The sequence below is a fragment of the Acidovorax sp. A79 genome (assembly GCF_041154505.1).
In the GTDB taxonomy this organism is placed as follows: Bacteria; Pseudomonadota; Gammaproteobacteria; order Burkholderiales; family Burkholderiaceae_C; genus Acidovorax.
The window spans coordinates 98,875-125,734 of sequence record NZ_AP028672.1 but is presented as its reverse complement, the minus strand read 5'-3'; the positions used below and the strand labels follow the sequence as shown (position 1 = coordinate 125,734).

Sequence of the window (26,860 nt, the reverse complement as noted above, 5' to 3'; positions counted from 1 at the left end):
AGGATTTATTGAGCAGATGCCTTTTTTCATCCATTCCACGCACGGGCCCGTTTTCCTATAGTCATTCCATCAACTCACGGATGGAATGACACCCATGGACAAGAAAACCCAAGGCACGCTGGAGATGGGCACCGCCATGGCGATCTCGGGCACGATCGGCTGGTTTGTCGTGGAATCCGGCCTGCCGGCACTGAACGTGGTGTTCTGGCGCTGCGTGTTCGGCGCGGCCACGCTGGCGGCCGTGTGCGCCGCCATGGGCCTGCTGCGCGGTGTGCTGACCTGGCGCACGGCAGCGTGGGCGGCCCTGGGCGGCGTGGCCATCGTCACCAACTGGCTCCTGCTGTTTGGCGCGTATTCGCATGCTTCCATTTCGATCGCCACGGCGGTCTACAACACCCAGCCCTTCATGCTGGTGGTGTTTGGCGCCCTGCTCTTTGGCGAGCGCATCACCCCGGCCAAGCTCGGCTGGCTGGCCCTGGCATTCGGCGGCATGCTGCTCATCGTGCAGGCCCGGCCCGGCGCGAGCCAGGGTGGCACGCACTATGCGCTGGGCATCGCCATGGCGCTGGGGGCCGCCTTCTTCTGGGCGGTGGCCTCGGTGGTCGCCAAACGCCTCACCGGCACGCCGCCCCATCTCATCGCCCTGGTCCAGGTCTGCGTGGGCGTGCTCCTGCTGGCGCCGTTTGCCAACCTGGGCACGCCACCGCAGGATGCCCGCACCTGGCTGCTGCTGGTCACGGTGGGCGTGGTGCACACGGGCCTCATGTACATCCTGCTGTACGGCGCCGTGCAGAAGCTGCCCACCTACCTGCAGGGCGCGCTGTCCTTCATCTATCCGGTGGTGGCGATTGGCGTGGACTTCGCCGCGTTTGGCCACCGCCTGCAGCCGGCCCAGTGGCTGGGAGCCGCCGCCATCCTGCTCGCCGCGGCCGCCATGCACCTGCAGGGCAGCCGCCCCCGGGCGACGACCGCCGCGCAACCGGCGGCACAAGGCGCCAAATAGCACCGCATCCCGCCAGGCCCGGCCCATGGGCACGGCACAATCACCGGCCAGTGACACACCCCGGTGACCTCCCTTCCCCCGCCGAGCCGCCCGCACCGCCGCGATCCGACCGCCAGGCGGTGATCGCCGCCTGGGTGGCCGCCCTGCGCCGCCAGGCCGATGCAGCGGCACTGAAGGCCCTGCCCCCGCTGACGGACGCCGAGGCCGCGCGCGTGATGGCGCTGATGCGGGGCGACGAGACCGGCACGGAGACGGCCACGCCGCCCGCCGGGCGCACCGCGCCACCGCCCGGCATCGCCACCGGGCACTTCCGCCCGCGCATCACGCTGATGACCCTGGGCCGGGGCGACGGTCTGCTGGGCCTCAAGCCCCAGGGCAAGATGGGGCCGCGCGGCGACAGCGTGACGCTGGCCCAGATCGACTGGACCTACCGCACCGACGACACACTCCCAGGCGCCATCGCCTGGCAGACGCCTGCGCCCACGTCCATCCTCAACTCGCGCCCCGCCCCGCTGCAGGATCTGTACGACACCGGCGGCCCCGTGGTGCGCATGCAGCGCGACGTGGCGGCCGAGTCGGACGCCATGGACCTCGTGTGGGATCTGGGCCTGTTGCCCGTGGACGCACGCTCGCTGCAATGGCGCAACCGCGATGCCGCCGCCAGCCTGGGCCCGCTGTGGACGCTGGCGCAGGAGGCCTTCTTTGGCGACTTCTGGGCCGAGCAGATCCCCCAACTCCGCGCCAGAGGCTGGAGCGTGGTGGTGCAACCGGGCTTCGCGCACGAGAGCGTGCCCGTGTTGCGCTGGAAGCTGCACATCGCCCCTGACACCGGCGAACTGCTGGGCAAGGAAGTGGACGGCCCGCTGGCCCCGCGCGAACGCCCCGTGCAGAAGCTGCAATTGCCCGAGCGCGAAGGCGCCTGGCTGCTCAGCCTGGGTATCGAGATCGACGGCGAAACGCTGGACCTGGCCCCCATGCTGGCCGACCTGCTGCGCCGCGACGCGCGCTGGCTCAATGCCCGGCAGATGGCCTCCATTGACGACATTGCCATCATTTCGCTGCGCGCCCCGGGCGGCAAACGCATCGACGCGCCCGCCGGCCCGCTCAAGGCCATCGTGGGGGCCATGGTCGACCTGCTGACCGACCCGACCCGCAACCAGCGCAAGGACGGCGACCCGCTGCACCTGGGTGCGTGGGAGGCCCGCCGCATCGAGGCCCTGCGCGCCGGGCTGGTGCTGGCCCACCGCGTGGGCACGGTCAATGGCTGGAACAACGACTGGCAACTGCAGGGCGACGTGGGCCTGGCCCGGCTCGCCAAGCGGTTGCGCACCATCGGCACCCCGCAAGCGGTGGCTGCACCGCAAGGCCTGCAGGTGCAACTGCGCCCCTATCAACTGGAAGGCCTGGCCTGGCTGCAGTACCTGCGCGCCCAGGGGCTGGGCGGCATCCTGGCCGACGACATGGGCCTGGGCAAGACCGCGCAGGCGCTGGCCCACGTGCTGCTCGAAAAGGAGGCCGGGCGCCTCACCCGCCCCGCCCTGGTGGTGCTGCCCACCTCGCTGCTCTTCAACTGGCAGGCCGAGGCCGCGCGCATGGCCCCCGGCCTGCGCGTGCTGGCGCTGCATGGCGCCAGCCGAGGCCAGCGCTATCTGCAGATGGCCGACCACGACCTGGTGCTGACCACCTACCCGCTGCTCTGGCGCGACGTGGAGGCGCTGGCGGCACAGCCATTCCACCTGCTGATCCTGGACGAAGCGCAGATGGTGAAGAACGCCGGCAGCCGCAGCGCCCGCGCCTTGCGCAAGCTGCAGGCCCCGCACCTGCTGTGCCTGACGGGCACGCCGCTCGAAAACCACCTGGGCGAGCTGTGGGCCCAATTCGACTTCCTGATGCCCGGCTTTCTGGGCGATGTGCGCAGCTTCAACGCCCGCTGGCGCAAGCCCATCGAGGAGAACGGCGAAACCCTGCGCGCCCAGCTCCTGTCGCAGCGCGTGCGCCCGTTCATCCTGCGCCGCCGCAAGCAGGACGTGGCCACTGAGCTGCCGCCACGCACCGAGGTCATCCAGCGCGTGCAGTTGCAAGGCAGGCAGCGCGAGCTGTACGAGGCCGTGCGCACCACGGCCGACAAGCAGGTGCGCCGCGCGCTCGAGCGCCAGAGCTTCGACGGCGCGCAGATCACCATCCTCGACGCCCTGCTCAAGCTGCGCCAGGTCTGCTGCGACCCCAGATTGGTCAAAGGCACCACAAAAACGGCGCAGACGATGGAGCGCGCCAAGCTCGAACTACTGGCCGACATGCTGCCCGCCCTGGTCGACGAAGGGCGCCGCGTGCTGGTGTTCTCCCAATTCACCGAAATGCTCGCGCTGGCGGCCGAGCTGCTCGACACCCTGGCCCTGCCCTACCTCACCCTCACGGGCCAGACACCGCCCCGCCAGCGCGGCGCGGTGGTGCGGCGGTTCCAGGCACGGGACGCAACCAGCGCCCCCATCCTGCTCGTCAGCCTCAAGGCCGGGGGCCTCGGCCTGAACCTCACCGCCGCCGACACCGTGATCCACCTCGACCCCTGGTGGAACCCCGCCGTGGAAGAGCAGGCCACCGCCCGCGCCCACCGCATCGGGCAGGACCAGCCGGTGTTTGTCTACAAGCTGGTGGTGGAAGGCAGCATCGAAGAACGCATGCTGGAACTGCAGGCCCGCAAGGCCGCGCTGGCCCAGGGCGTGCTGGGCCACGACGCCGAGGGCGCCGTCAAGTTCAGCGAGGCCGACCTGCACGCCCTGCTGGCGCCCCTTTCCGAACCAGCCAACAACCCGCTGGGCATTCCGGGCGAGGACGCGCTGCGCTGGGGCGGCACGGGCAAACGGCGCCCCCGGCCGCTGCAGCCGCCCGAGGCTTGAAGGTTTTTTGGCTGTCAGCGCTTGTCCAGCAAGCGCTAGCAGCTATCAAATTGAAAGCAGTCCGGGCCCTGTGCCTGCCTGCCCCGAAAAGTGCAGAATTCAAAAGCAAGCAACGGAGTGCGCCCCGCCCACCCCGTCCCTAGAGTGCATGGCATCGCAACCCACCTTGTGAGCCATCCACCATGAATCCGAACTCCGCCCACCTCCACGCGAAAGCCCCGCCCCTGCATTCCACCCGCGTTGCCACCATGCCCCACCGCGCAACACCCTCCGCCAAGGCCGCACAGGCCGCTGCCGCCACCCAGGCCGACCCGCGCTGGGCGGCGGTGGTGGCGCGCAGCGCGGCGGCGGATGGCAGCTTCTGGTACTCGGTGCAGACCACGGGCGTGTACTGCCGCCCCAGTTGCGCGGCGCGCACGCCCCGGCCCGAGAACGTGCGTTTCCATGCCAGCTGCGACGAGGCTGAAGCAGCCGGATTTCGCCCCTGCCAGCGCTGCAAGCCCCGGCAGCCCTCGGCGCTGGCACACCATGCCGAGCTGGTCACGCAGGCCTGCCGCATCATCGAAGCCGAAGAAGCCACCACGCTCGATGCGCTGGCGGCCCGCGTGGGGCTGAGCAGTTCGCACCTGCACCGCGTCTTCAAGCAGGCCACCGGCCTCACGCCCAAGGCCTACGCCGCCGCCCGGCGGGAGCAGCGTGTGCGCAGTGCCCTCGAGCAACAACCCACGGCCTCCGTGACAGACGCCATCTACGGCGCGGGCTACCAGTCGAGCAGCCGGTTCTATGAGAAATCCGCCCAGGTGCTGGGCATGACCCCCACGCGCTACCGCGCGGGCGGCGCGGCGCAGCGCATCCGCTTTGCGGTGGGGCAGTGCTCGCTGGGCGCGATCCTGGTGGCGCACAGCGGCCAGGGCCTGTGCGCCATCCTGCTGGGCGACGACCCCGAAGCCCTGGTGCACGACCTGCAGGACCGTTTTGCCCAGGCCCAGCTGGTGGGCGGCGATGCGCAATTCGAATCGCTCGTGGCCCAGGTCGTGGCCTTTGTCGAAGCGCCCGGCCTGGGCCTGGACTTGCCGCTGGACGTGCGGGGCACGGCCTTCCAGCAGCGCGTGTGGCAGGCGCTGCGTGCCATTCCCCCGGGGCAGACCGCCAGCTATGCCGACATCGCCCGGCGCATCGGCGCGCCCACCGCCACCCGCGCCGTGGCGCAGGCCTGTGGCGCCAACACGCTGGCGGTGGCCATACCGTGCCACCGGGTGGTGCGCAGCGACGGCGCGCTCTCGGGCTACCGCTGGGGCGTGGAGCGCAAGCGGGCGCTGCTGGACCGCGAAGCCGGCGCCGCTGAACCAGCACACACGCGGGAGAAGGCCGCATGAGTGCCCTGCCCCAGGACACGCACCCCTGGCCTGCCCGCGTGGCGGCCCTCGACTGGGCCCAGGCCACCGACGACCTGCACACGCAGGGGCATGCGGTGCTGCCTCGGCTGCTGGGCGAGCACGAATGCACAGCGCTCGCGGGGCTGTACCGCCACGCCGGCCCGCCCCTGTTCCGCAGCCGCGTGGTGATGCAGCGCCACGGTTTTGGCCTGGGCGAGTACCAGTACTTCAGCTACCCGCTGCCGGACGTGGTGGCCGGGCTGCGCGATGCGCTATACCCCCATCTGTGCCCCATCGCCAACCACTGGAACGCCGCCATGGGCATCGATGCGCGCTACCCGCCGCGCCATGCCGACTTCATCGCGCGCTGCCATGCTGCGGGCCAGTTGCGCCCCACGCCGCTGCTGCTGCAGTACGCGAGCGGCGACTACAACTGCCTGCACCAGGACCTGTACGGCGAGCACGTGTTCCCGCTGCAGCTGGCCATCCTGCTGTCGGAGCCCGGCCGCGACTTCACCGGTGGCGAGTTCGTGCTGACCGAGCAGCGCCCGCGCATGCAGTCGCGCGCCGAGGTCGTCCCCCTGCGCCAGGGCGATGCCGTGGCCTTCGCCGTGCACCACCGCCCGGTGCAGGGCACGCGCGGCGCCTACCGCGTCCACATGCGCCACGGCGTGAGCCGCGTGCGCTCGGGGCAGCGGCACACGGCGGGCATCATCTTTCACGATGCTGCATAGCGATGCTCCCGCTGAGGCGCCTTCGGGGCCTTCACCCCTCTCTCGCTGCGCGGGAGGGGCCGCGCCCGGTGGCCTGGCGGAGCCAGTTCCACGGGCGCGCTCGCCCGGATCGCGCCCGTTGCACCGGGTCGGGCCATCACGCTAGAACCATGAATCCATGAACCTCGGTCTTTTTGATGAACTGCCCGCCACGCCCCAGGCGCCCGAATGGCTGGAGTCAGGCGCCGTGGTGCTGCGCGGCTTTGCCCTGGCGCAGGCGGCGCAGCTGCTGCAGGCCGTCGAGGCGGTGGCGGCCCGCGCACCGTTCAGGCACCTGGTCACGCCCGGCGGCAAGCGCATGTCGGTGGCCATGACGAACTGCGGGCCGCTGGGGTGGATCAGCGACCGCAGCGGCTACCGCTACGGTCCCACGGACCCGCTGACGGGCGAACGGTGGCCGCCCATGCCGGAGGTTTTCCATGCGCTGGCCCGCGAGGCCGCCGGGGCGGCGGGCTACCCCGGCTTCGCGCCCGACGCCTGCCTCATCAACCGCTACAGCCCGGGCACGCGGCTGTCACTCCACCAGGACCGCGACGAGGGCAACTACGACCACCCCATCGTGTCCGTCAGCCTGGGCATCCCGGCGGTCTTCCTGTGGGGTGGCGCGCAGCGCACGGACAAGGCCCGCCGCGTGGGGCTGCTGCATGGCGACGTGGTCGTGTGGGGCGGCCCGGCGCGCCTGCGGTTCCATGGCGTGCTGCCGCTGGCCGAGGCCGCGCATGCGCTGACGGGCGCGCAGCGCATCAACCTCACCTTTCGCCGGGCGCGCCAGGAACCTGGGCCGGTCTCTTCAGCAGGCGGCGCTGCCTAGCGCGGGTACCCCGTCTGCGACGCGATGGAGGCCAGCAGGTGGTCGGCCGCCGCGCGCCCGCGCAGGCTGTCGGCCACGGTGAGCCGCTTGCCGTTGCGCAGCTCCACCTCGATGCGGTAGAAGGTCTCCTGCCGCGCCCCCGTCTGGGTGGAATAGCTTTCGGCCACCCGCAGCCGGGCGATGTCCGTGGCGGGCGCCTGGTGGTGGACCAGCATGAGCCCCAGGAGCCGCCGCTCGGTGCGGATGCCCCGGCCGTCCAGCTCCACGCTGAGGCTGTTGGCCACCGCGTAGAAGCCGCCCACCACCGCCGCCCCGCCCAGGCCGCCGAAGGCGATGAGGAAGAGCACCGGCACATCCTGGCCGCCCGCCAGCGCGGCAATGCCCACGAACACCGCCCCGGCGAGCATCCAGACGATGGTCTGCTTCCAGGCGCGCCCATACGGCAGGTACAGCCGCACCCCACCGGGAATGCGCTCCAGCTCGCTCACCGCGGCCACCTCGGCGTGGCGCATTTCCCGCAGCTGCGGATGCTGCGCCGCGTCCGCGCGCGCCCCGTGGGAAGCCGCGCCGGTGGCGTACACCGGCACGTCGAACACACGCAGGAACCTGAGCCCGGGATCGGCCGATTCCACCTGCAGCCGCCATGCGTGGTGTTCGCTGTCCACCGGCTCCGTGGCGGGCAGGCCCGCCGGCACCCGCAGGCGCAAACCCAGCTGGATGCCATCGCCCCGGGGCTCGACCTGGGCCACGCCCTGGCTCTGCCATACCGTGGTTTCGCGCGACTCGCTCTTGCCGCCAGTGCGGCTGCGGTAGTGCCGCACGCAGCTGAGCGTGACCGCGAAGTGCTGCTGCCCGGGCCGGTGCGCCACGGGTAGCGCGAGCGTGGCGCCAAAATCGCCGCCGATGGCGCCTGGAAACGGGTCCAGCACCAGCCGTACATCGCCAAAGCGCCAGGCATCCAGCGTGGCCCGCACGGCCCACACCAGCGTCGCGACAGCCGCCAGCAGCAGGGCCCCGAACACGGCCACCAGCAGGTACTGGGGGCCGTCCAGCGCCTCGTCCCGGTGGGCGATCGCGGACGGCCATGCGATCGCATTGCAGACCAGGGCAAATGTCCATGCGACCCACACCTCATAGCGCTTGTTCGACCGGATGCTGTTGCCCGCCCAGGCCGGCCGCCCCATCCAGGGCTGGGCCGATGCCTCCAGCGCCTGCGTGCCGCGCCCGGCGCGGGGGCCGCGCCATGCGCCATGGAGCATGCCCAGGCCCACGCCGCCGAACAGCACCACGAACAGCATCTTGAACAGCTGCATGCCCGGGCGCAGGCTGCGGTCCAGCACGGCCTCGTGGGGGTTCGACGGGTTCACCCAGGCCTGCACCGGCTGGCCCTCGCGCTGGGCAGCCTCCAGGCGTTCCCCCAGCTGCTCCTGGAAGTCGCCGATGTTGTCCGCGCCGGACCCAATCGCCACGCGCTGGCCTTGATAGTCCCGGCCCCCCACCTGGTAGCGGTAGCTGGCCGACACGCTGTAGGTGGTGGACTTGCTGCCACGCGAGGTCTCCAGACGCGCCGACACCAGCGTGGCCGACACCGGCTGCCAGCCCTGCATGCGACCCCAGTCGTACAGCGTGGGCAACACGCCGAAAAGCAGCATGCCCACGCCCACGGCGGCAAAGGGCAGCGCGAACAGCGCCATCGCCCAGGTGCCGGACTTGCCCCCGCCCTTGCGCGCCTGGGCCTCGCGGTGCTTCTTTCTCCGGGTGTTGCTGGTGGCCATCGGTGTGCTGATGACGTGGCGCATGGCGGCCGGGGCCCTGCCCGCCACCGGCAGCGTGGCGGGCAAGGCGCGGCCGGCCACGGCGTCACGTCCTCCTCCCTGTGTTCTTGTGTGCTGGAAAAATTTGCGCCTCCCGTGCGCTGGCACGGCCTGGACGGGGGCAGGCCTGATTCTGCGACCCGCCGCGCGCACGCGCAATGCATGTGGGGTGGTTGTCGTTTTTTGAATCTTTCAGGGCCCTGGCGCTTCATGGATATGCGCCGATAGCTACATATTCGATAGCAAAAGCACCCCTACCCCGGCAGCCCATCGGGGCACCAGGGCGAATCGGCTTTTGCCAGAATGGCGCCATGACCACGCCCACCGCATCCCACCGCGCGCCCCGCTACTGGCTCATGAAGTCCGAGCCGGACGAGTGCTCCATCGACGACGCCCTGGCTGCCCCGGACGCCACCGTGCCCTGGACCGGGGTGCGCAACTACCAGGCGCGCAATTTCATGCGCGACGAGATGCACATCGGCGATGGCGTGCTGTTCTACCACTCCAGCTGCCCGGAACCGGGCATCGCGGGCATTGCCCGCGTGGCGTCTTCCGTGCGGCCCGACCCCACCCAGTTCGATCCGCAATCGCCCTACCACGACCCCAAATCCCCGCCGGACAAGCCGCGCTGGCTGCTGCTGGACGTGCAGGCGGTGCGCAAGACACGGCTCGTCAACCTGGCGCAGCTGCGGGCGCGCCCCGAACTGGGGGAGATGCGGGTGCTGCAGCGGGGCAACCGCCTGTCGATCACGCCGGTGGAGCCTGCCGAGTGGAGCCTGATCCTGGAGATGCTGGAGCCGCGCGCGGCGGCCCGCCAGGGGTAGCGGGAAACGGCCCCGGGGCTACCCTGGCGGGAGTGGCACGGGTACCGGCCCGTCTTGCGGCACCGGCGCCATGGGCGCCGAGCGCACGCAGTTGCGGCCGTCCGCCTTCGCGCGGTACAGCGCGGCATCCGCCCGTTCCACCAGCTGCGGCCATCCGGCCTCGCCCCGGTAGCCGCACGCCACGCCAAAGCTGGCCGTGACGCGCAGCGCGGTGTCCTCCGCCGAGGTGAAGGTTTCCCGCTCGAGCGCCTGGCGCAGCTTCTCGGCGATCACGAGGGTCCCGGCCATGTCGTCCCCCGCAACCAGCACCGCGAACTCCTCCCCGCCAAAACGGGCCACGATGTCGTTGGAGCGCAGAACCGTGCGCAGCAGCCTGGCGACCTGGATGAGCACGCGGTCGCCGGTGGGATGGCCGTGGGTGTCGTTGACGGCCTTGAAGTGGTCGATGTCCAGGAGGATGAGGCACATCGGGCCCCCCGCGCCCCTTCCGGCCCGCGGGGCCTGCGCGTGCCCGTCGAGCGCCCGGCGGTTGAGCAGCGAGGTCAGGCCGTCCGTCTCTGCCAGGCTCTTGAGCTCGTTGGCCATGGACGCCCGCTCCCTGAGCTTGCCCTGGAGCACCTCGATGGCGCGAAAGAGGCCGGTGACCTCGCCCGCGGCCGTGGGGTGCCCGTAGGGCACGGCGGGCCGGTCTTCGGCCAGCCGCAGGACCGCCGCGTGGGCATGGAGCAGCGGGCGGAAGACGCGGGCCCGCACCGAAAGAATCAGCCACACCAGGATCGCGAAGATGGCGCCCGTCACGACCGCCACCGCCGCCAGAGTGGCCAGCGCCGCATCCCTGTTGTGCTCGGACCGCTTGACCGCCGCGTCCAGGAAAACGCTGCGGTAGGTTTCAATCGGCCGCATGGTCGGCACGTAGCGCTCGGTGAACTCGATCGCCGACATCGTGTAGCGGGCGCCCGGGCGTCCTTCGGCGATCAGCCGGTCGATCAGCGCAAAACCATCGCCGAAGTAGCCGCGTTCGATCTCTTCGCGGGTTCTTGCCAGCGTTTCATTGTCATGCAGCCCCCCGTGGGCGCCGATCACCTGCCACAGCGCCCTCAGCCGCCCCTGCGTTTGCCGGCTCTCGATGATGTTCTTGAGCGGCAGGCGCTGCCTCAGGGCGATGGGCGCCATGATCTGCGAGGCGGCCCGTCCCCCATAGTCCCGGAAGTCGTTGAGCATCTGGCCGATCAGGACGGGAGAGGCCAGGCTCGCGTCGTGGTGCAGGATCTCGTTGGCCTGCCAAGCGATGATCGCCTGGACTTTGTCGGACGCCTCGAACATGCCCTGGATGGCCGCATCCAGCTCGTCCGGACGCAGCGAGGCCAGGGGCACCGCCGCCGCCTCGTCGACCTGGCGCCGCGCCCGGGCCAGCTGCTGCGTGACACCCTCCAGCAACTCCGGCGGCACGGGGTGGTGGTGCAGGCCCCAGCGCGGCGGCTGCGGCTGCGCCAGCGCCGCCAGCGCGGCGTCCACCCGGGACCGCAACTGTGCCAGGCGCCGGGTTCCCGCGCTGTCGGGCGCGGGCGCTTCGGACATCACGACATTCGCGGGCCCCCGCTCCGCCGCGACCAGGGTGGCGATATCGAGAACGCGCCGGAAATGCTGGATGTCGTGCAGCCCCTGCCGCGCCATCTCGAATTCGTGGAACGTCGGCACCACGATCGTCAGCGCGAGCAGCGCCGTGGCGAGGATCGCGATCGCGACATGGATCGACAGCCTCGTGTTGAAGCTGCGCTCCGGCGACACCGCGGGGCTGGCGTCCTGCGCGGTGTCCGCCGCATCCATGGCGCCCGCCGCGCCCTCTCCTTCTTCTTTTTTCTCTGTGGAAAACAGTGGAAAGAACAGCTTGAACCTCCTGGAGCCCCGAAATTGCACCCATTGCGCGCAGCGGCATGCCGCCCGGCTGCCAGACTAGGTTACCACCTGCAACCAGAGGCCCAGGGGGGTGATACCCGCAGGGCCCCGCCCCACGGCATGCCGGGCGCCGGTAGGAACGTGCTGACGGCCGCCTGCTTTCCCGTCCGACATCCGGCGGGCCGGCCGGCGCGCAGTGTGGTCCCTTTCACCACCACTTAGGAGCACGACATGCGCACGGCAAGCAATGAGCTCATGCAGCTGGAAAGGAAATTCTGGCAATCGATGGTCGACGAGGACACGGACACCGCCCTCGCCATGCTCGATGAACCGGCACTGATGGTCAGCAGCCACGGCGCCATGCAGTTTGACCACGCCACCTACCGGCGGATGGCGGAACAGGGCCCGATGGTGATCAAGTCCTTCGAGCTGAGCAACATGAACGTGCTGTTCCCCGACGACAACACGGCCGTCCTGACCTACCACGCGCGGCAGGCCCTCACGCCCCGTGGAAAGTCGGAAGAAATCAATCAGGAAATGACGGATTCGTCCGTCTGGATGCGCAAGGACGGCGAGTGGCGCTGCGTGATGCACACGGAAACACCCGTGGACGCCCGCCCGCAGCACTGACCTCCCCGCCCGGGCCCGCCGCGCAACCGGCCACGGCCGTGAGGCCTACTCAGGTTGCTGGGGTTGCTGGGGTTGCTGGGATTGCGGCGGCTGCTGGACAGCGGCCGCCGCCCGTGCCTGGGCATGCAGCTTGGCCAGGAACTCCCGGTCCAGCAGCAGCCACAGCATCACCGGGGCCAGCGCGGTGAAGATGAACAGGTTGAAGTGGTAGAGGAACGCCACCACGTCGGCCACCCACCCGGGCAGCCCCGTCTGCACGAACACCTCGCGCCCGGCGCGGTTGAAGGCGTCGTTGCACCACTGCAGGGCGACGTTGACCGCCTGGATCGGCAGCATGGCCACCGAGCCGATGAGCAGTTTTCGCACCCAGCCGCGAGGAAACGAGGCAAGCAGCAATGCCCACAGGATCACGATGCCGTAGCCCAGCAGGCGGTAGTCCACCACGGGGGCGAGCTTGCCCGAGCGGAACTGGCCGTTTTGCACCGAGACCACCTTGAGCGTGGTGTTCAGCACCCCAGTGGTCTCCTTCTGGGTGTAGCTCAGCGCCCAGTGGAACACGGCGGAAGACGCCTCGCCCGCCATGAAGAACACGGGCTTGGAGAGTTGCGGCGACAGGTAGTACCACAACGGCATCAGGCACAGCAGGCTGCCAATGGCGACCAGCAGGAAACGTCCGACCGAACTAAGCTGCATTGGCGAGGGGGGGTTGAGGGGGTGAGGGAGGTTGTTGCCGGGCGATCCAGCGGATCCAGAGCATCCAGACCACCAGCACATCCAGCATGATGAGCGCCTGCCAGAGGTACAGGTGGGCAAACTCGAACACGGTCATGTTCCACTTGCCCAGGTAGTACAGGCTGATGATGCGCAGCAGGTTGACGGCCTGCACCGCCGCGATGCCGATGGCGATGCCGGCGAGCTTGTGCTTCCAGCTCGAAGGAAACGCGATCATGCCGGCGATGAGGATGATCGCCGCCTCCACCCCGTTGCAGCCCGCCTCGATGGACACCGCGAAGCCCGTGGCCTTGCTCATCAGGATGCGGCCGTGGTGCGCCACGTCGGCATCGAGCGGGGTCATGAGCGCCGCGCTGGCGGTGGCTAGCAGGCTGGTCCAGGGCTCGATGGCGACCCGTTGCACCTCGTCGAGCATGTCGATGCGAAAGAGAACCGCCAGCACCACGATGAAAATGAGAAAGAATCGGACCATACGTCGATGAGAAGAACCTGGTGAGGCGCACCAGCGCGCCAGGATTGCGGCAGGCGGCGAGGCCATGAAAATGCGGGCCCGTTCGCACGGGCGCCGCAAAGAATATCAGAAGCCATCCCAAATCCACAAAGCCCGAATGGCATGGACATGGCGTTGGTCCCCGGCGCATGTCCCGGAGACGGCGCTTAAAGGTCCGGCGCCGCGTACACCAGCACCTTGAGGGCGCGTTCCGGGTCCACGTCCGCAAATGCCGCCGGGTTGTCCACCCTCTCCACGAACGACAGCCCGGGCGCCTGCGCCTGCATCTGCTCCCGCAGGAATCCCTCGCCCAGCTCCGGCGCGTTCAGGCACAGCAGCGCGTGTCCGCCGGGCGCCAGCAGGTCCGGCAGGCGGCGCATGAGGCGGGCATAGTCCTTCGTGGCCACGAAGCTGCCCTTCTGGTAGCTCGGCGGGTCCACGATGACCAGGCCATACGGCCCGCTGCGGGTGATCTTGCCCCAGCTGCTGAAGATGTCGTGCGCCAGAAAGCTCGCGCCCGTGGCGATGCCGTTGAGCTGGTGGTTCTGCTGGCCCACGGCGATGGCGCCATGGCTCATGTCCACGTTGACCACCTGCCGCGCGCCCGCCTGCAGCGCCACGACCGAGAACGCACAGGTGTAGGCAAAGAGGTTGAGCACCTTCAGGCCGTAGCGGTCCGCGCCGCGCGCGGCGGCAAAGTCGCGCACCCAGCGGCGACCACCGGCCATGTCCAGGAACAGGCCGTGGTTCTGCCCGCGAAGCACGTGCACGCGAAAACGTGCGCCGGCCTCGGTGACCGCATGCGGGTCGGGCACGGCGCCCGCCATGAGGCGGGTATCGCTGCGGCCCTCGGCGCGCAGCGCCTCGCCCCGGTGCTGGAACACCCAGTTCAGCGGCTGGCCATCCGGCGCGATCAGCGACCACCGCGCCTGCAGCGCGGCGCCAATGGCGTCGAGCGCTTCCTCGGTGGCCGGGGCAAAGCTGGTGAGTACAAAAACGGGCGGGTACACATCGAGCACCCATTGCTCGCAGCCCGGGTGCAGCCCGCCCCGGCCGTGGAAGATGCGCTGGGCATCGGTGGGCAGGGGCATCGCGGCGATGGCGTCGAGCAGGGCTTGCATGGAGAAAAAAGGCTTCAATGAACGGAAATCAGGAGAAAACGGCCGCATGCGCTGGTGCATTCATACCGCACAGCTATTATTTCAATAGCAACCATGGATTATCGCCTGTGGCCCGGCGCGGGCGGGCTGCGGCCGGGTGGCTTGTGCACCCGCCGTGCCGGCCTGTCAGGCTTCTCCTGCGCTGTCGGCCCCGGGCGGGGCCTGCCGCGCCAGCCACTGCTTGCGCGAAGTGCGCAGCTTGAAGCGCTGGCGGTAGGCCCCCGGCGTCACCCCGCACACGCGGGCGAACACCTTGCGAAAGCTGCCCGTGTCGCTGTAGCCGCATTGCTGCGCCACATCTTCCACGGTCAGGTAGGTGGTCTGCAGCAACGCCTGCGCCTGGGCGATGCGCAGGCGGTGCAGGTAGTCCTGGGGGCTTTCGCCATGCACCTGGGCAAACCAGCGCAGCAAGGTGCGCGGACTGGTGGCAGCGGCGCGGGCCGTGGCCTGCAGGCTGTAGGGTTCGTTGCGGTGGGCCTGCAGCCAGCGCCGCGCCAGCTCCAGGGCGCCCGCGGCCAGCGGATGGCCGGTGGGGGTTTCCATGGCGGCGGTGGCCGTCAGCTGCCGCTCCCGGTCGAACAGCAGCGCGTGCATTGCCGCCTGCGCCAGTTCGGCGGCGGGCGTGTGGCCGAGCAGGTCCAGCACGGCTGGGAGGGTGTCCTGCAGGGATGCCGTGGTCCACAGGGCGCCATCGCGTTGCCAGGCCTGCTCCCGCTGCCACACCACGTCGGCAGGAGGCGCTCCATCGGCGGCAGCCGGCCCGCTCTCGCTGGACTGCAGCACGATGGACGGCGCGAACACCCACGGCAGCGCCGCCTTGCGCCCCGCCAGCAACCCGCAGTGGGCCAGCAGGCTGGAGCCGTTGAACAGCGCCAGGGCCCTGCCGCCCCCGCGCAGGTGGCTGTGCAGCATGGCGCCGAAGTGCTGGCTGTAGCGGCTGCTGACCTCGCGCAACTGGGGCCCCGTGGGCACCAGCCAGCCGGGGATGACGACCACGTGCAGAGGGCCTTGCGAGCCATCGCCCCCTGCTGGCACGGGGGGCGGGGTGGCATCGCCCTCATGCGGCATCGGCAGCCAGAACCAGCGCAGCGCGGGCTGCGCGCCACCGGGCCGCATGGCGGCCAGCATGTTCATGGCACGCAGGGCGTCCACCACCGCGGTGGCCGTGCTGGCAATGCTGTCGCGCCCCCAGAGGATGCCCACATTCACGCAGGACGAAAGGACGGTGGTGCGGGTGGACATGGTGGCGATATTGCCACCATTCGTGGCCAGACCACCACCCCGTTGAGGTGTTACCGGGCAGTAGCATGGTTGCGCGACCACAGCACCCCGCCGGCGATGCGAACCGCCCGCGGGTCCAACACCCAGGAGACCTGAACCCATGCGACAGACCCCAGCCACCGCCGGCCAGACGACGGCATTGACCACCCTCGCCGCTGCCTGCGCCGCCCTTTTTCTGGCGGGTTGCGCCATCCAGCCCGGCGCGGCGGGCAGCGACCGCGGCGTGACCATCGAGCGCACCACCTACGGCATTCCGCACATCACCGCGCAGGACCCCGAATCGCTGGCCTACGGCGTGGCCTATGCCTATGCGCAGGACAACGTCTGCATGACGGCCGACCAGCTCGTGACCGCGCGCGGCCAGCGCAGCAGCACCTTCGGCGGCCAGGCCATCGGCCTGCTGGGGCGTCGCTACATTCCCAACGAACAGATCGACCTGTTCATGGCCGCCCACATGGACGACGAAGCGCTGGAGCGCCACTGGGCGGCCACGAGCCCGCAGGTGCAGGCCATGGCGCGCGGCTACGTGGCGGGCTACAACCGCTACCTGGCCGACAACGCCGCCGCGCTGCCCGATGCCTGCCGCGGCAAGCCCTGGGTGCAGCCCATGACGCTGGCGCAGTACCGCCGCATGGCCGAAGTGGTGGCCGTGCAGGCCGGCATCGCCGCGCTGGCCGACGGCATGCTGGGCGCCCAGCCGCCCGCCGCCAAGGCCGCGCAGGCCCCCGCCCCTGGCGTGGACCTGGCCGACGCCGCCCAGGCCCTGCGCGACGTGGGCCTGCTCGACTCGCCCCTGGGCTCCAACGCCTGGGCTTTTGGCAAGGACGTGACGGCCAACGGCAGCGGCATGCTGCTGGGCAATCCGCACTTTCCGTGGAGCGGCCCCAACCGCTTCTATGAAATGCACCTCACCATCCCCGGCCAAATGGATGTGATGGGCGTGGGCATCGGCACCTACCCCATGGTCTCCATCGGCTTCAACAAAGATGTCGCCTGGTCGCACACGGTGTCCACCGGCAAGCGTTTCACCTTCTACGAAGTGACGCTGGCCGAGGGCGATCCCACGACCTACCTGGTGGACGGCAAGCCGGAGAAGATGACGGCCCGCAAGGTCAGCGCCCAGGTTCCCGGCCCGGACGGCAAGCTCCAGGCGCGCGAGCACACCGTGTGGTCCACCCGCTGGGGCCCGCTGGTGGTGGTGCCCCGCGCCGGCCTGACCTGGAACGCCAGGACCGCCTACGCCCTGCGCGACGCCAACACCGGCAACACCCGCATGATGGATGCGGCCCTGGCCTTTGCGCGCGCCCGCTCGGTGCAGGATCTGCACAAGGCGCACGCCAACCTGGGCCTGCCCTGGGTGAACACCCTGGCGGCCGACCGCAGCGGACAGGCCATGTACGCCGACGTGAGCGTGGTGCCGGACATGGACGCCGCGCAGCTCGCGCGCTGCGCCCCCAGCCAGCCCGCCGCCGCGCTGCGGGCCGCCGCAGGCCTGGTGGTGCTGAACGGATCGCGCGCCGACTGCGACTGGCACCGCGACAGCGCATCGCCCGTCCCGGGCCTGATCCCCATCGGCCGCATGCCCGTGGCCTTCCGCACGGACTGGGTGCACAACAGCAACGACAGCTTTGTCTACACCCACCCGGGGCAGAAGTTTGACGGCATCTCGCCCATGGTGGGCGACGCCAGCCTCACGCGGCCCCGCACGCGCGCCGGCCTCGCGGAAATCCCCGAGATGCTCGGCCGCGGCAAGGTCACGCCGCAGGCCATCCAGGACCAGCTGTTCCAGAACCGCAACTTCATGGCCCAGGTGGTGGTGCCCGACCTGCTGGCCGCCTGCGACAAGGCGCCCTCGGCAGAGTCGCGCGGCGGCTGCGCCGCCCTGAAGGGCTGGGACCGCCGCAACAACCTGGACGCGCGCGGCGCCCATGTGTTCCGCGAGTTCTGGCGCACCGCGCGCAACATCCCCGGCGTGCACCGCGTGCCGTTCGATCCGGCACAACCCGTGGCCACGCCCGCCGGCCTGAAGATGGACGACGCCGCCACCGCCGCCAAGGTGTGGGAAGCCCTGGACGGCGCCGTGAAGACCGTCCGCGCGAGCGGCTTTGCGCTGGACGCCACCCTGGGCAGCGTGCAGCGCCCGGACATCACCGAAGAGCCCATCGCGCTGCATGGCGGCGAGGAGTTCGAAGGCGTGCTCAACAACCTGGGCCGCCAGGAACCCGCGCCGCTCAATGCGCGTGGCCTGCGCATCGACTACGGCACCAGCTACGTGCAGACGGTGACCTTCGACGCCAAAGGCCCGGTGGCCCAGGCCATCCTGACCTACGGCCAGTCCACCAACCCGGCATCGCCACACGCCAACGACCAGATGCGCCTGTTCTCTGCCAAGCAGTGGCACACCCTGCCCTTCCACCGCGAGGACGTGGTGAAGGCGCGCATCGGCGAGCCGCTGCGGCTGGTGAGGCACTGAGCCTGTTCGAGGTTTTCTAGAGGTCGCGCAAGCGCCTGGCCGCAATGGGAGGCCAGGCGCGGCGCGCCGCCCCGATAGCCCGCACCGACCCCGCCGGCAGCCCGGCTACTGGCAAGCGACGGAACGCCGCAGGCCACCCGGCAAAAGGCGCTTGCCCGGAGGCTGGAATGACCTCGGGCGATTGCACGCCAATGCGATCCCCGAAAAGACCTGGAACGGGTTCCGAGAGCCGCCGGCTCCGTAAATGCCATTACAGTCATTGCCGGAGCCCACTGCCGGGCCTGCGCACTCTTGATTGAAAGGAATTGCATGCTGTCCATCCTCGGAACCATCATCGTCGGCTTCATCGTCGGGCTGATCGCGCGCGCCGTGAAGCCCGGCGACGACAAGCTGGGCTTGATCATGACCACCGTGCTGGGCGTTGCCGGGTCGCTGGCGGCAAGCTATGTGGGCAGCGCCATGGGCTGGTACGCACCCGGCGCGCCCGCCGGATGGATCGCGTCGGTGGCCGGTGCCATCGTGCTGCTGGTGATCTACGGGCTGGTCAAGAAGAAGGCCTAGCCACCGCGCCCGCTGGTGCACCGGCTTGAAGAAAATCGGCCTCCAGCGCCCATGGATAAAGCGCAAGCAGCTATCTAAACAGTAGCAAATTGCTGCTGCAGCGCCACATGCTGCAGCAGCATGATCGTCTTTCCGTCCTGGATGGCGCCCCCGGCGATGCCCGCCAGGGCCTCGGCCAGCGGCATCTCGATGACCTCGATGTCCTCGCCCTCGTTCACCAGGCCGCCTCCGGCCCGCACGCGGTCCTGCGGCTCGTACTCGGCAATGAAGAAGTGCAGCTTCTCGGTGACCGAACCCGGGCTCATGTACGCCTCGAACACCTTGCGCGGCTGGCGCACGCGGTAGCCGGTTTCCTCCTGCGCCTCGCGGCGGATGCAGGTCTCGGGGTCGTCCCCGTCAAGCAGCCCGGCGCAGGCCTCGACCAGCAATCCGTCCGCGCACCCATTGAGGAAGGCCGGCAGCCGGAACTGGCGCGTGAGCACCACCGTGCCCCTGCGCGGGTCGAACAGCAGCAGCGCCGCGCCGTTGCCCCGGTCATAGGCCTCGCGGCTCAGCGTCTGCCACTGGCCGTCGCGCCGGCGCAGCGAAAAACTGACCTTGCGCAGCACGTACCAGTTGTCGGACAGCAGTTGCACGTCCAGCAGCTTCACGTGCTCCGCGCCGGCACTGAGCTCGGCGATGGGCACGGCGGGCACCGGGCGGCTCATGCGGCATGCCCCCGCGCGCCAGCCTGGCGCCGGGGCAGCTCATCGACGTGGTGGAACACGGGCAGCCCGCGCGCCCGGGCCCGCGCCACGTCCATGTCCGCGCCGCGCGACGCGCCGGGCAGGCGCAGCACGGCATCGCAGCGCGCCAGCAGCCGCTCTGCCACGGGGTACTGGTAGGCATGGAAGACGGCATCGCCCGGCTCGCGCCCGCCCGCCGCATGGATGATGGGCAATGCCAGCCACTCGCCCAGCAGGGGCAGATGGCCGCGCTCGTAGATCGGCAGCGCGGCCGCCTCCAGGCGGGCCCGGTTGGCGGCGATGCGGTCCGCGTCGCCGTCGGTGCCAGAGAGGTACGGACCGGCGATCAGCACCAGCAGCGGAAAGTCAGTGTCGGAAGGGGCGGGCATGGTGTTGCAAGATTCAATACGTGCAATATCATGCACAAACATGCAAATTCACGCAACCCACCCATGCTGACCACACAACGCAAGCAACTCCTGCTCGACCGCCTTCGGCGGGATGGACAGATCGTGGCCAAGGCCTTCAGCGAAGAGCTGGGCATTTCGGAAGACACCGTGCGGCGCGACCTGCGCGAACTGGCCGCCGAGGGCCTGCTGCAGCGCGTGCATGGCGGCGCCCTGCCCGCCTCGGCCGCCGTGGGCAGCCTGCGGGCCCGTGAGCAGCTGGCCCCTGAAGACAAACGCGCCCTGGGCCGTGCCGGGGCGGCCCTGGTGCGGCCGGGCCAGGTGGTGATCCTCGACGGTGGCACCACCTCGCTGCAGGTGGTGTTGCACCTGCCGCTGCACCTGCGCGCCACCGTGGTCACGCACAGCCCCGCCGTGGCCGTGGCATTGGCCGGCCACCTGCAGATCGAGGTACTGGTGCTGGGCGGCCGCCTCTTCCGCCACTCGATGGTGAACGTGGGCGCCAGCGTGGTCGAGGCCGCCGCGCAGCTGCGCGCGGACCTGTACCTGATGGGCGTGACCGGCGTGCATGCCGAAGCGGGCCTGACCACGGGCGATTTCGAGGAGGCCGCCGTGAAACGCGCCCTGCACCAGCGCGCGGCCGAAACCGTGGTGCTGGCATCCGCCGACAAGCTGGGCGCGGCATCGCCCTTCACGATTGCGCCCCTCGGCGAACTGGCGGCCCTGGTGGTGCCCGCGTCCACGCCCGCCGCACTGCGCAAGAAGCTGCAGGCGGGCGGCGTCACGGTGACCACTGCAGCCGCCGCCTGATCTGATCAGCCCAAGGGCCCCGCGCCCAGGCGCAGGTGCGCCACCAGCGCCTGGGCAAAACCCGACAGCACCGCCCCCTTGCGCACACAGATCTGCAGGTCGCGCTGAGCCCAGGGCTCGTCCATCTCGACCACCACCGGCGGCTCGCTCAGCCCCGCCACCTGCAAGGCCGCGCCGCGCGGCACCAGCCCGATGCCCACGCCCGCCCCGACCATGCGGCACACCGCCTCGAAGCTGCGCACCTGGATGCGCACGTCCAGGTGCCGGCCCAGTTCGGCGGCGGCATTCATCGTGAAGGTGTGGATGGCCGAGCCTGCGTGCAGCATGACAAACGCGTGGTCGAGCACCTCGGCGAACCCCACCTTTGCCCGCCCGGCCAGCACATGGCCCGCCGGCACGATGAGCACCAGGCGGTCCTGCCGGTACGGGGCCAGCTCCACCCCCGCGCCCGAGCCGCTGTCGGCCAGCACGCCCACCTCGATCTCGCCGCTGGCCACCGCCACCACGATGTCCGCGCTGGTGCGCTCCTCCAGGCTCACGCTCAGCTGCGGATGCCGCTTCAGGAAACCCGCCAGGTCGTCGGGCAGGAAGGTGTGCGTGGCATGCGTGTTGGCCCACAGGCTCACGTGGCCGCGGATGCCGGTGGCAAACGGCGAGAGGTTGGCATGCATCTGCTCGATGCTGGCCAGCACCTGGCGGGCATTGCGCAGCAGCGCCTCGCCCGCACGGGTGAGCACGAGGCCCCGGGTCTGGCGCTCGAAGAGCGCGGTGTTCAGCGCCTCCTCCAGGCGCCGCAGCCGGTGGCTGGCCGACGACGGCGCCAGGCAGGCGCGCGCGGCGCCGCGCGTGAGGTTGCGCTCTTCGGCAATGGCGACAAAAAGGCGCAGATCGATCAGGTCATAGGTCAATGGAGGCCCCTTGGCATTCGTCCACAACGAACGAACGGTTGCGGCAATAACAATTGTGCCCGCCGCGCCCGGCAGGCACCATCGGGCGCATCGATCTTTCTGGGCCCGCCTTTGAGCCTGCATGGCGTTCGCATTTTTTACATGCCCTGACCGCTTGCAGCGCGCCCTTTCCACCCCCGCGCCCCCACCCTCTGCCCGCATCCCATGCCCTGGAAACACTGGTCCGCCGAACGCCTCGGCCTCATCCTCGCCATCCTGGCCGCGCTGGGCTTCTCCTTCAAAGCCATCTTCGTGAAGCTGGCCTATGCCGTGCCCCAGGCCGTCCCTGTGGATTCCGTCACCCTGCTGTGCCTGCGCATGGCGTTTTCCGTGCCCGTGTTCGCCTGGGTGGGCTGGCGCGCCAGCCGCAACCTGGCCCCGCTCACCCGGCGCGACTGGCTGCTGGTGATCGCGCTGGGCCTGCTGGGCTACTACGGCGCGAGCATCCTCGACTTCATCGGCCTGCAGTACATCACCGCCAGCCTGGAGCGGCTGATCCTGTTCACCTACCCCACGCTCACCATCCTGATCGGCGTGCTGTTCATGGGCAAGCGGGCATCCCGGCGCGAGATGGGGGCGCTGCTGCTGTCCTACGCGGGCATCGGCCTGGCCTTCGCGCACGACTTGCACATTGTGGGCGACACGCACGCCGTGCTCATCGGCGCGGGCTTCGTGTTCGGCTCGGCCGTGTCGTACGCGTTCTACCAGGCGGGCAGCGAGCCCGCCATCCGGCGCCTGGGCGCGGCACGCTTCACTGCGCTGGCGATGCTGGTCTCCACGGTCGCCACGCTGGCGCATTTCATCGTGTCCCAGCCCGCGGGCTCCCTGGTGCAGCCTGCCCCGGTCTACCTGCACGCGCTGGGCATGGCCATTTTCTCGACCGTGCTGCCGGTATTCATGACCTCGGCGGCCATCCGCCGCATCGGCGCAGCCCAAACCGCGCTGGTGGGCACGCTGGGCCCCATCCTCACGATCTTCTTCGGTTGCTGGCTGCTGGACGAGCCCTTGTCGTGGCCACAGATGGCCGGCGCGGGGCTGGTGCTGGCGGGGGTGTTGTTGATCGGCCAGCGGGGCGCCCGGATGGTGCCGCTGCCACCTCAGGGCATTCCTTCACACCCGACTGCACAGCCGAGCGCCAAGTCGGTCTGAGTCCATGCAGCGGTGGGCAGGTTCGGGCTACGGAATCAGCGCAAGCCCGGCCGTGTCAGCTTCTTGGCTAACCCCACCCGCGAAATCCCCAGACGCCGCACCGCTCGCTGCACGCATCGCCCAACGCGTCGATGGAGCCCTTGGACGAAACCGCCCCACCCCGCCCGGGCGAGTTCCAGTCTGACCTGTGTGCTGCGATCGAATACGAGGCGCGATGCGCCGAAGCCCTGGGCGTGCGGGTGGTGCGGATGCGGTTTGGGGTGGTGCTGGGGCACGGTGGTGGCATATCCGATGCAAGGGCTGGCCGCTCACCTGGGCCTGGGCGCAGTGCTAGGCCATGGGCGCCAGCCAGCGCCGTGGATTTATCTGGCCGGCGCGGCGGGGCTGGTGCGGTTTGCGATGGCACACCAAACTCTGCAAGGCCAAATGCCGTGGCGCCTGAGGTTGTGATGCAGGCCAGGTTTGCGCAGGCGCTGGCTGCATCGTTTGGGCGACGTGCCTGGCTGCGCATGCCGGGGATGCCGTTGCGGGCCGCGCTGAGGGAAATGTCTAGCCTGCTGCTCGACGGGCAGAACGCCGTGCCGCGCGCCGCGCTGGCGCGTGGCTACCGGTTTGTGCATCTGCGGCTGGGTGGTGCGCTGGCAGAACTTGCGGGAACTGAAAGGACCGACGAGGGGTTGGTTCACGCAGAATAGTAGTCAAAATGAGCTGCGGCGCTTATTGAACAAGCGCAGAATGCTATCAATGCAATAGCAATTAGCTGCGGGTTTAAGGATGTGTGAGCCAGCCCCGTCGATGCCGCCGGGCTAAGCAGGCTAAGGAATTGGACAAGACTGACTGATGCTGGTAACCAGGCGCTGCGCAGTGCTTTGCTGCTGGGTGTTGATTTTCTTGCAGAGATGCCGCTCGACGCAGCAGCAGCAGAGCCCGCTGTCGAGGCAAAGTAGGAATTCAGTGATGGCCGTGAAGTACGCCGTATAGTGGCTCTGCCCTGCAAGTTCGCGCTGCCAATCGTGGAGTTGCAAGATGCAACGCTATTTGGTTCGCTTACCAAGTGTGAAAGCTGCTTACTTGAATAGCCAGTAGGGATGCGGCCTAACCCAGTTTAGCTATCACCGCCTCCCATTCCGAAAAACATCTATTATGAGAAAAATAATGGCCACACGCTCTAACCTGGTAAACCTCGATGCGCTGATTAAGCGTGAGGATTTCGCAGCTTCTAATGAAGCAACCACATTTGAAACGGTGAACACAATATCGTTGCGTGACTTCACACCGGGTGGGCTTATTGGACCGAGCTTGCGTAAACCAGACTTTCAACGTGAAACAAATCACTGGGTGCCCGACCAAGTTGTTTCCTTATTGGAGTGCTTTGTAAATGGGGACCTCATCCCTTCAGTCATTTTGTGGCAATCCCCTACATATCTTTTTGTCATTGATGGCGGACACCGCCTTAGCGTTATCAAGGCGTGGGTTGAAGACGACTATGGCGACGGGGCCATATCTCAATCATTCTTTGGCTATCAGATATCGGCAGATCAAAAAAAGGCCGCGGACCGCACACGCGAGTTAGTGGCAGAACGTGTGGGAAAGTGGCAGCATTATTTGGCGCGCAGCAACGACACCAATCTTGAGCCGGAAGAGAGGCGAAAGTTGAGCACAGCGATTTCTCGCGGCATTCCAATCCAATGGGTGCGCGGGGACGCTGATAAAGCGGAAAACTCTTTTTTTAAGATCAATACAAAAGGCACGCCGCTCGACGACCTTGAGGAACTCTTACTCAGCAATCGACGCAAACCAGTACCAATCGCAGCGCGAGCGATTATTCGAGCCGGAAAAGGACACCGATATTGGTCAGCATTTGAGCAGGATGTTGCAAAGAGAATTGAAGAATCCGCCAGAAACCTCCATATCTCCTTATTCGACCCTGAACTGCAAACACCAATTAAAACTCTTGACCTCCCTCTTGGAGGCCCCAAAGGCGTTCGCACCGCACTACAAGTTCTTATCGATGTGATTTTGATCGCTATTCGCAATCAGCAGGGTCTACCAAAAGAGGTGAGCAATCAAGAGGACGATCTGGACGGATCTGCAACTGTGCAAGTTCTGGATAAAACGCTGCGCTTGATACGCCGCCTAACGGGAAATGATGGAGGGAGTCTTGGATTGCATCCCGCCGTTTATTTTTACGGACCAACTGGTCGGCATTCCGGCGCCATGTTCATGGGAACGGTGACTTTGCTTGCAAAAAAAATTGCCAACGGCGACGGGGAGTTTTTCAAGAAATTCACCTCTGTCCGCCCTCAGTTAGAACATCTACTGATCGAACAAAAAGATTTGGTTGCCACCATCCTACAGAAGCATAGTAGCAAATCACGTATCGACCGTTATGCTTCGGTTCTAGATCAGACCATTCGCACTCTAATTGAGGGTAAATCTGTTGGCGAAGGCGATCTAGTCAATTTCGCAGGCTTGGAGGGAAAGATTATCACAGGCGCTACTGATTCTTCGCCTAAAAAATTCTCTGATGACTCCAAGAGCGAAGTGTTCATTCGGACGGCTCTTGCTTCCGCTGTGAAATGCCCGATCTGCGATGGTTACCTCGATACGATTAAATCGGTTTCCTACGATCACATAAAGCGTGCAGAGGATGGTGGGGCCGCAACAGCAAAAAATTTACAATTAACTCACCCCTATTGCAATCAATCTATAAAAAACTGACTTAACTGGGATGATTGGCGAGGGTCCACTTATGACAGATAACACCCAGCGCGCAAGAGAAGCGTTGCGTCAGCGACCAGCCCGAGATGGTCCCTTGACTCACGATGGCGACTGTTCATGACCAAAATTGGTAAGCGAACACCTTCGCCCCACCGGGATTGGCTCGTGCTAGGCAAGCTCCACACCTCCACCACCCTACGGCAAATTCTCCCGAAAAATCACCTGACTCCGCGTCGTCTCCACCCCGCTCGTCGGCTCCCGCCCGTCCCGTAGGTTGGCAAAAATCCGCACACAGTTCATCACCGCGCCCTGCGGGTTCTGGGTGATCACCGCATCCATCGTCCCGTCGATCAGCAGCGCCCGCGTATCCGGTGTGAGGCCGTGGCCGATGAACACGATCTTGCGATCCGCACCCGCCTCTTTCAGCGCCCGCCCAATGCCTTCGGCCCCGCCGCCGATGTTGTAGATGCCTGCCAGGTCGTCGTGCTGCTCCAGCAGCGCGCGGGCTTGGCGGTAGTTGCGTTCGGCGTCGTCCTGGCCTTCGCGCACGCCCACCACCTGCACCAGGGGGAACTGTTCTTCAAACAGGTGCAAAAAGCCCGCCTCGCGCTCCTCGTGGGCGCGGTAGCGCAGTGATCCAACAATCATCGCCACATGCGCCTTGCGGCTGTGGGCCAGGGGGCCCATGAAGCGGGCGATGAGGTAGGCGGCGGTGCGGCCTGCGGCGCGGTTGTCCAGGCCCACGTAGGCCACGCGGCGCGAGTTGGATAAATCCGAGATCAGCGTGACGGTGGGCACGCCCTGCTCTGCCAGCTGGGCCACTGCCTCGCGCACCACGGGGTGCTCCAGCGCCATGAAGGCGATGCCGTCGCAGCGCTTGCCGTAGTGCAGCAGCGCTTTGGCCAGCGCGTCGGGGTTGAAGCTTTCGATGTACGCCGCTTGGCAGCGCACATTGAACGGTGCCCAGTGGTCTTGGGCGTAGCCGATCACGTCGCCCAACATTTGCAGAAAGCGGTTGCTGCCCTCGGGGATCAGCACCATCAGGCGCAGGGGCTGGGGTTGCAGCGCTGCGTGCAGCTCGGCCTGCGGCAGGTAGCCCAGGGTGGCTGCGGCCTGCAGCACCCGCTGCGCGGTGGCGTTACGCACGCCCGACCGCTGGTTCAGCACCCGGTCGACCGTGGCGGTGGAGACGCCGGACAGCTGGGCGATGTCGGGGATGCGCGGGCTGCGGGGACTACTGGGGTTGCTGGGATTGGGCGGGGTTTGGGCCATGTGCAATTCAATCAAAAACCATCATCCAGCTTGCTGGTATTTGATGGATTCTGCGGATACTATCACTCGGCGTTCGATGCTCAAAGGCATCAGAAACCATCAGTACAAACC

23 protein-coding genes are annotated in these 26,860 nt (G+C 68.1%); 13 read left to right on the top strand and 10 right to left on the bottom strand.

Going from position 1 to position 26,860, the window contains the following annotated elements; genetic code table 11:
• The first annotated feature begins 94 nt into the window (after nt 1-94).
• The 5 genes from ACAM51_RS00600 to alkB all read left to right on the top strand — a co-directional run bounded on the left by ACAM51_RS00600 (nt 95) and on the right by alkB (nt 6,857).
• Complete coding sequence (locus ACAM51_RS00600; RefSeq protein ID WP_218338618.1) at nt 95-1,003, top strand: DMT family transporter; 909 nt, start codon at nt 95-97, stop codon at nt 1,001-1,003.
• A gap of 50 nt (nt 1,004-1,053) precedes the next feature.
• Nucleotides 1,054-3,897: a DEAD/DEAH box helicase gene (locus ACAM51_RS00595; RefSeq protein WP_369642427.1), complete on the top strand. Its 2,844-nt coding sequence runs from the start codon at nt 1,054-1,056 to the stop codon at nt 3,895-3,897.
• A gap of 248 nt (nt 3,898-4,145) precedes the next feature.
• Nucleotides 4,146-5,273: a bifunctional DNA-binding transcriptional regulator/O6-methylguanine-DNA methyltransferase Ada gene (ada, locus tag ACAM51_RS00590; protein WP_255590796.1), complete on the top strand. Its 1,128-nt coding sequence runs from the start codon at nt 4,146-4,148 to the stop codon at nt 5,271-5,273.
• Nucleotides 5,270-6,007: a 2OG-Fe(II) oxygenase gene (locus ACAM51_RS00585; protein ID WP_369642426.1), complete on the top strand. Its 738-nt coding sequence runs from the start codon at nt 5,270-5,272 to the stop codon at nt 6,005-6,007. Before ada ends, ACAM51_RS00585 begins: the two co-directional genes overlap by 4 nt.
• 157 nt (nt 6,008-6,164) lie before the next feature.
• On the top strand, nt 6,165-6,857 hold the full coding sequence (alkB, locus tag ACAM51_RS00580) for a DNA oxidative demethylase AlkB (protein ID WP_369642425.1): 693 nt from the start codon (nt 6,165-6,167) through the stop codon (nt 6,855-6,857).
• On the opposite strand, the gene ACAM51_RS00575 is transcribed toward alkB, so the two are convergent.
• On the bottom strand, nt 6,854-8,713 hold the full coding sequence (locus tag ACAM51_RS00575) for a DUF3592 domain-containing protein (RefSeq protein ID WP_369642424.1): 1,860 nt from the start codon (nt 8,711-8,713) through the stop codon (nt 6,854-6,856). The genes alkB and ACAM51_RS00575 overlap by 4 nt on opposite strands.
• 269 nt (nt 8,714-8,982) lie before the next feature.
• Here ACAM51_RS00575 and ACAM51_RS00570 point away from each other — a divergent pair, with 269 nt between their 5' ends.
• Nucleotides 8,983-9,495: an EVE domain-containing protein gene (locus ACAM51_RS00570; RefSeq protein ID WP_218338623.1), complete on the top strand. Its 513-nt coding sequence runs from the start codon at nt 8,983-8,985 to the stop codon at nt 9,493-9,495.
• An 18-nt stretch (nt 9,496-9,513) separates the two neighbouring features.
• Here the strand turns inward: ACAM51_RS00570 and ACAM51_RS00565 are convergent, their stop codons facing one another.
• The gene (locus ACAM51_RS00565; RefSeq protein ID WP_369642423.1) at nt 9,514-11,412 is read right to left on the bottom strand and encodes a diguanylate cyclase; all 1,899 of its coding nucleotides are present in this window, start codon (nt 11,410-11,412) and stop codon (nt 9,514-9,516) included.
• Nucleotides 11,413-11,622: 210 nt separating this feature from the next.
• Between ACAM51_RS00565 and ACAM51_RS00560 the strand changes: the two genes are divergently transcribed.
• A complete protein-coding gene (locus tag ACAM51_RS00560) occupies nt 11,623-12,021 on the top strand; it encodes a nuclear transport factor 2 family protein (RefSeq protein WP_218338625.1) in 399 nt (132 codons plus the stop codon).
• A 45-nt stretch (nt 12,022-12,066) separates the two neighbouring features.
• On the opposite strand, the gene ACAM51_RS00555 is transcribed toward ACAM51_RS00560, so the two are convergent.
• The 4 genes from ACAM51_RS00555 to ACAM51_RS00540 form a co-directional block, all read right to left on the bottom strand.
• The gene (locus tag ACAM51_RS00555) at nt 12,067-12,714 is read right to left on the bottom strand and encodes an exosortase H-associated membrane protein (protein ID WP_369642422.1); all 648 of its coding nucleotides are present in this window, start codon (nt 12,712-12,714) and stop codon (nt 12,067-12,069) included.
• Complete coding sequence (gene xrtH, locus ACAM51_RS00550) at nt 12,704-13,225, bottom strand: exosortase H (protein ID WP_218295076.1); 522 nt, start codon at nt 13,223-13,225, stop codon at nt 12,704-12,706. Before xrtH ends, ACAM51_RS00555 begins: the two co-directional genes overlap by 11 nt.
• Nucleotides 13,226-13,410: 185 nt before the next feature.
• A complete protein-coding gene (locus tag ACAM51_RS00545; RefSeq protein ID WP_369642421.1) occupies nt 13,411-14,364 on the bottom strand; it encodes a class I SAM-dependent methyltransferase in 954 nt (317 codons plus the stop codon).
• Between the two features lie 165 nt (nt 14,365-14,529).
• Nucleotides 14,530-15,645, bottom strand: a complete 1,116-nt coding sequence (locus ACAM51_RS00540) for a helix-turn-helix domain-containing protein (RefSeq protein WP_369642420.1) — start codon at nt 15,643-15,645, stop codon at nt 14,530-14,532.
• A 139-nt stretch (nt 15,646-15,784) separates the two neighbouring features.
• On the opposite strand from ACAM51_RS00540, the gene ACAM51_RS00535 reads away from it, so the two are divergent.
• Nucleotides 15,785-18,157, top strand: a complete 2,373-nt coding sequence (locus ACAM51_RS00535; protein ID WP_369642419.1) for a penicillin acylase family protein — start codon at nt 15,785-15,787, stop codon at nt 18,155-18,157.
• A gap of 309 nt (nt 18,158-18,466) precedes the next feature.
• Nucleotides 18,467-18,718: a GlsB/YeaQ/YmgE family stress response membrane protein gene (locus tag ACAM51_RS00530; protein ID WP_218338630.1), complete on the top strand. Its 252-nt coding sequence runs from the start codon at nt 18,467-18,469 to the stop codon at nt 18,716-18,718.
• A 74-nt stretch (nt 18,719-18,792) separates the two neighbouring features.
• On the opposite strand, the gene ACAM51_RS00525 is transcribed toward ACAM51_RS00530, so the two are convergent.
• Both ACAM51_RS00525 and ACAM51_RS00520 read right to left on the bottom strand, forming a co-directional pair.
• Nucleotides 18,793-19,425, bottom strand: coding sequence for an NUDIX domain-containing protein (locus ACAM51_RS00525; RefSeq protein ID WP_369642418.1), 633 nt, complete (start codon nt 19,423-19,425; stop codon nt 18,793-18,795).
• Nucleotides 19,422-19,832 carry a DUF4406 domain-containing protein gene (locus ACAM51_RS00520; protein WP_218295083.1) on the bottom strand — a complete coding sequence of 137 codons (411 nt, stop codon included), beginning with the start codon at nt 19,830-19,832 and terminating at the stop codon, nt 19,422-19,424. Before ACAM51_RS00520 ends, ACAM51_RS00525 begins: the two co-directional genes overlap by 4 nt.
• Before the next feature lie 63 nt (nt 19,833-19,895).
• On the opposite strand from ACAM51_RS00520, the gene ACAM51_RS00515 reads away from it, so the two are divergent.
• Nucleotides 19,896-20,660 (top strand): DeoR/GlpR family DNA-binding transcription regulator, encoded by a 765-nt coding sequence (locus ACAM51_RS00515; protein ID WP_369642417.1) that lies wholly within the window; start codon nt 19,896-19,898, stop codon nt 20,658-20,660.
• Nucleotides 20,661-20,665: 5 nt separating this feature from the next.
• Here the strand turns inward: ACAM51_RS00515 and ACAM51_RS00510 are convergent, their stop codons facing one another.
• Nucleotides 20,666-21,568 (bottom strand): LysR family transcriptional regulator, encoded by a 903-nt coding sequence (locus tag ACAM51_RS00510; protein ID WP_218295085.1) that lies wholly within the window; start codon nt 21,566-21,568, stop codon nt 20,666-20,668.
• Nucleotides 21,569-21,772: 204 nt separating this feature from the next.
• On the opposite strand from ACAM51_RS00510, the gene ACAM51_RS00505 reads away from it, so the two are divergent.
• From ACAM51_RS00505 to ACAM51_RS00495, 3 genes are all read left to right on the top strand, one after another.
• Nucleotides 21,773-22,756, top strand: a complete 984-nt coding sequence (locus tag ACAM51_RS00505; protein ID WP_369642416.1) for a DMT family transporter — start codon at nt 21,773-21,775, stop codon at nt 22,754-22,756.
• 431 nt (nt 22,757-23,187) lie between these two features.
• Entirely contained in the window at nt 23,188-23,451 is a 264-nt protein-coding gene (locus tag ACAM51_RS00500; RefSeq protein ID WP_369642415.1) for a DUF1731 domain-containing protein, read from the top strand.
• A 460-nt stretch (nt 23,452-23,911) separates the two neighbouring features.
• Entirely contained in the window at nt 23,912-25,477 is a 1,566-nt protein-coding gene (locus ACAM51_RS00495) for a DUF262 domain-containing protein (RefSeq protein ID WP_369642414.1), read from the top strand.
• 195 nt (nt 25,478-25,672) lie between these two features.
• Here ACAM51_RS00495 and ACAM51_RS00490 read toward each other — a convergent pair whose 3' ends face one another.
• Nucleotides 25,673-26,749 carry a LacI family DNA-binding transcriptional regulator gene (locus tag ACAM51_RS00490; protein WP_121508696.1) on the bottom strand — a complete coding sequence of 359 codons (1,077 nt, stop codon included), beginning with the start codon at nt 26,747-26,749 and terminating at the stop codon, nt 25,673-25,675.
• Nucleotides 26,750-26,860: the final 111 nt, after the last annotated feature.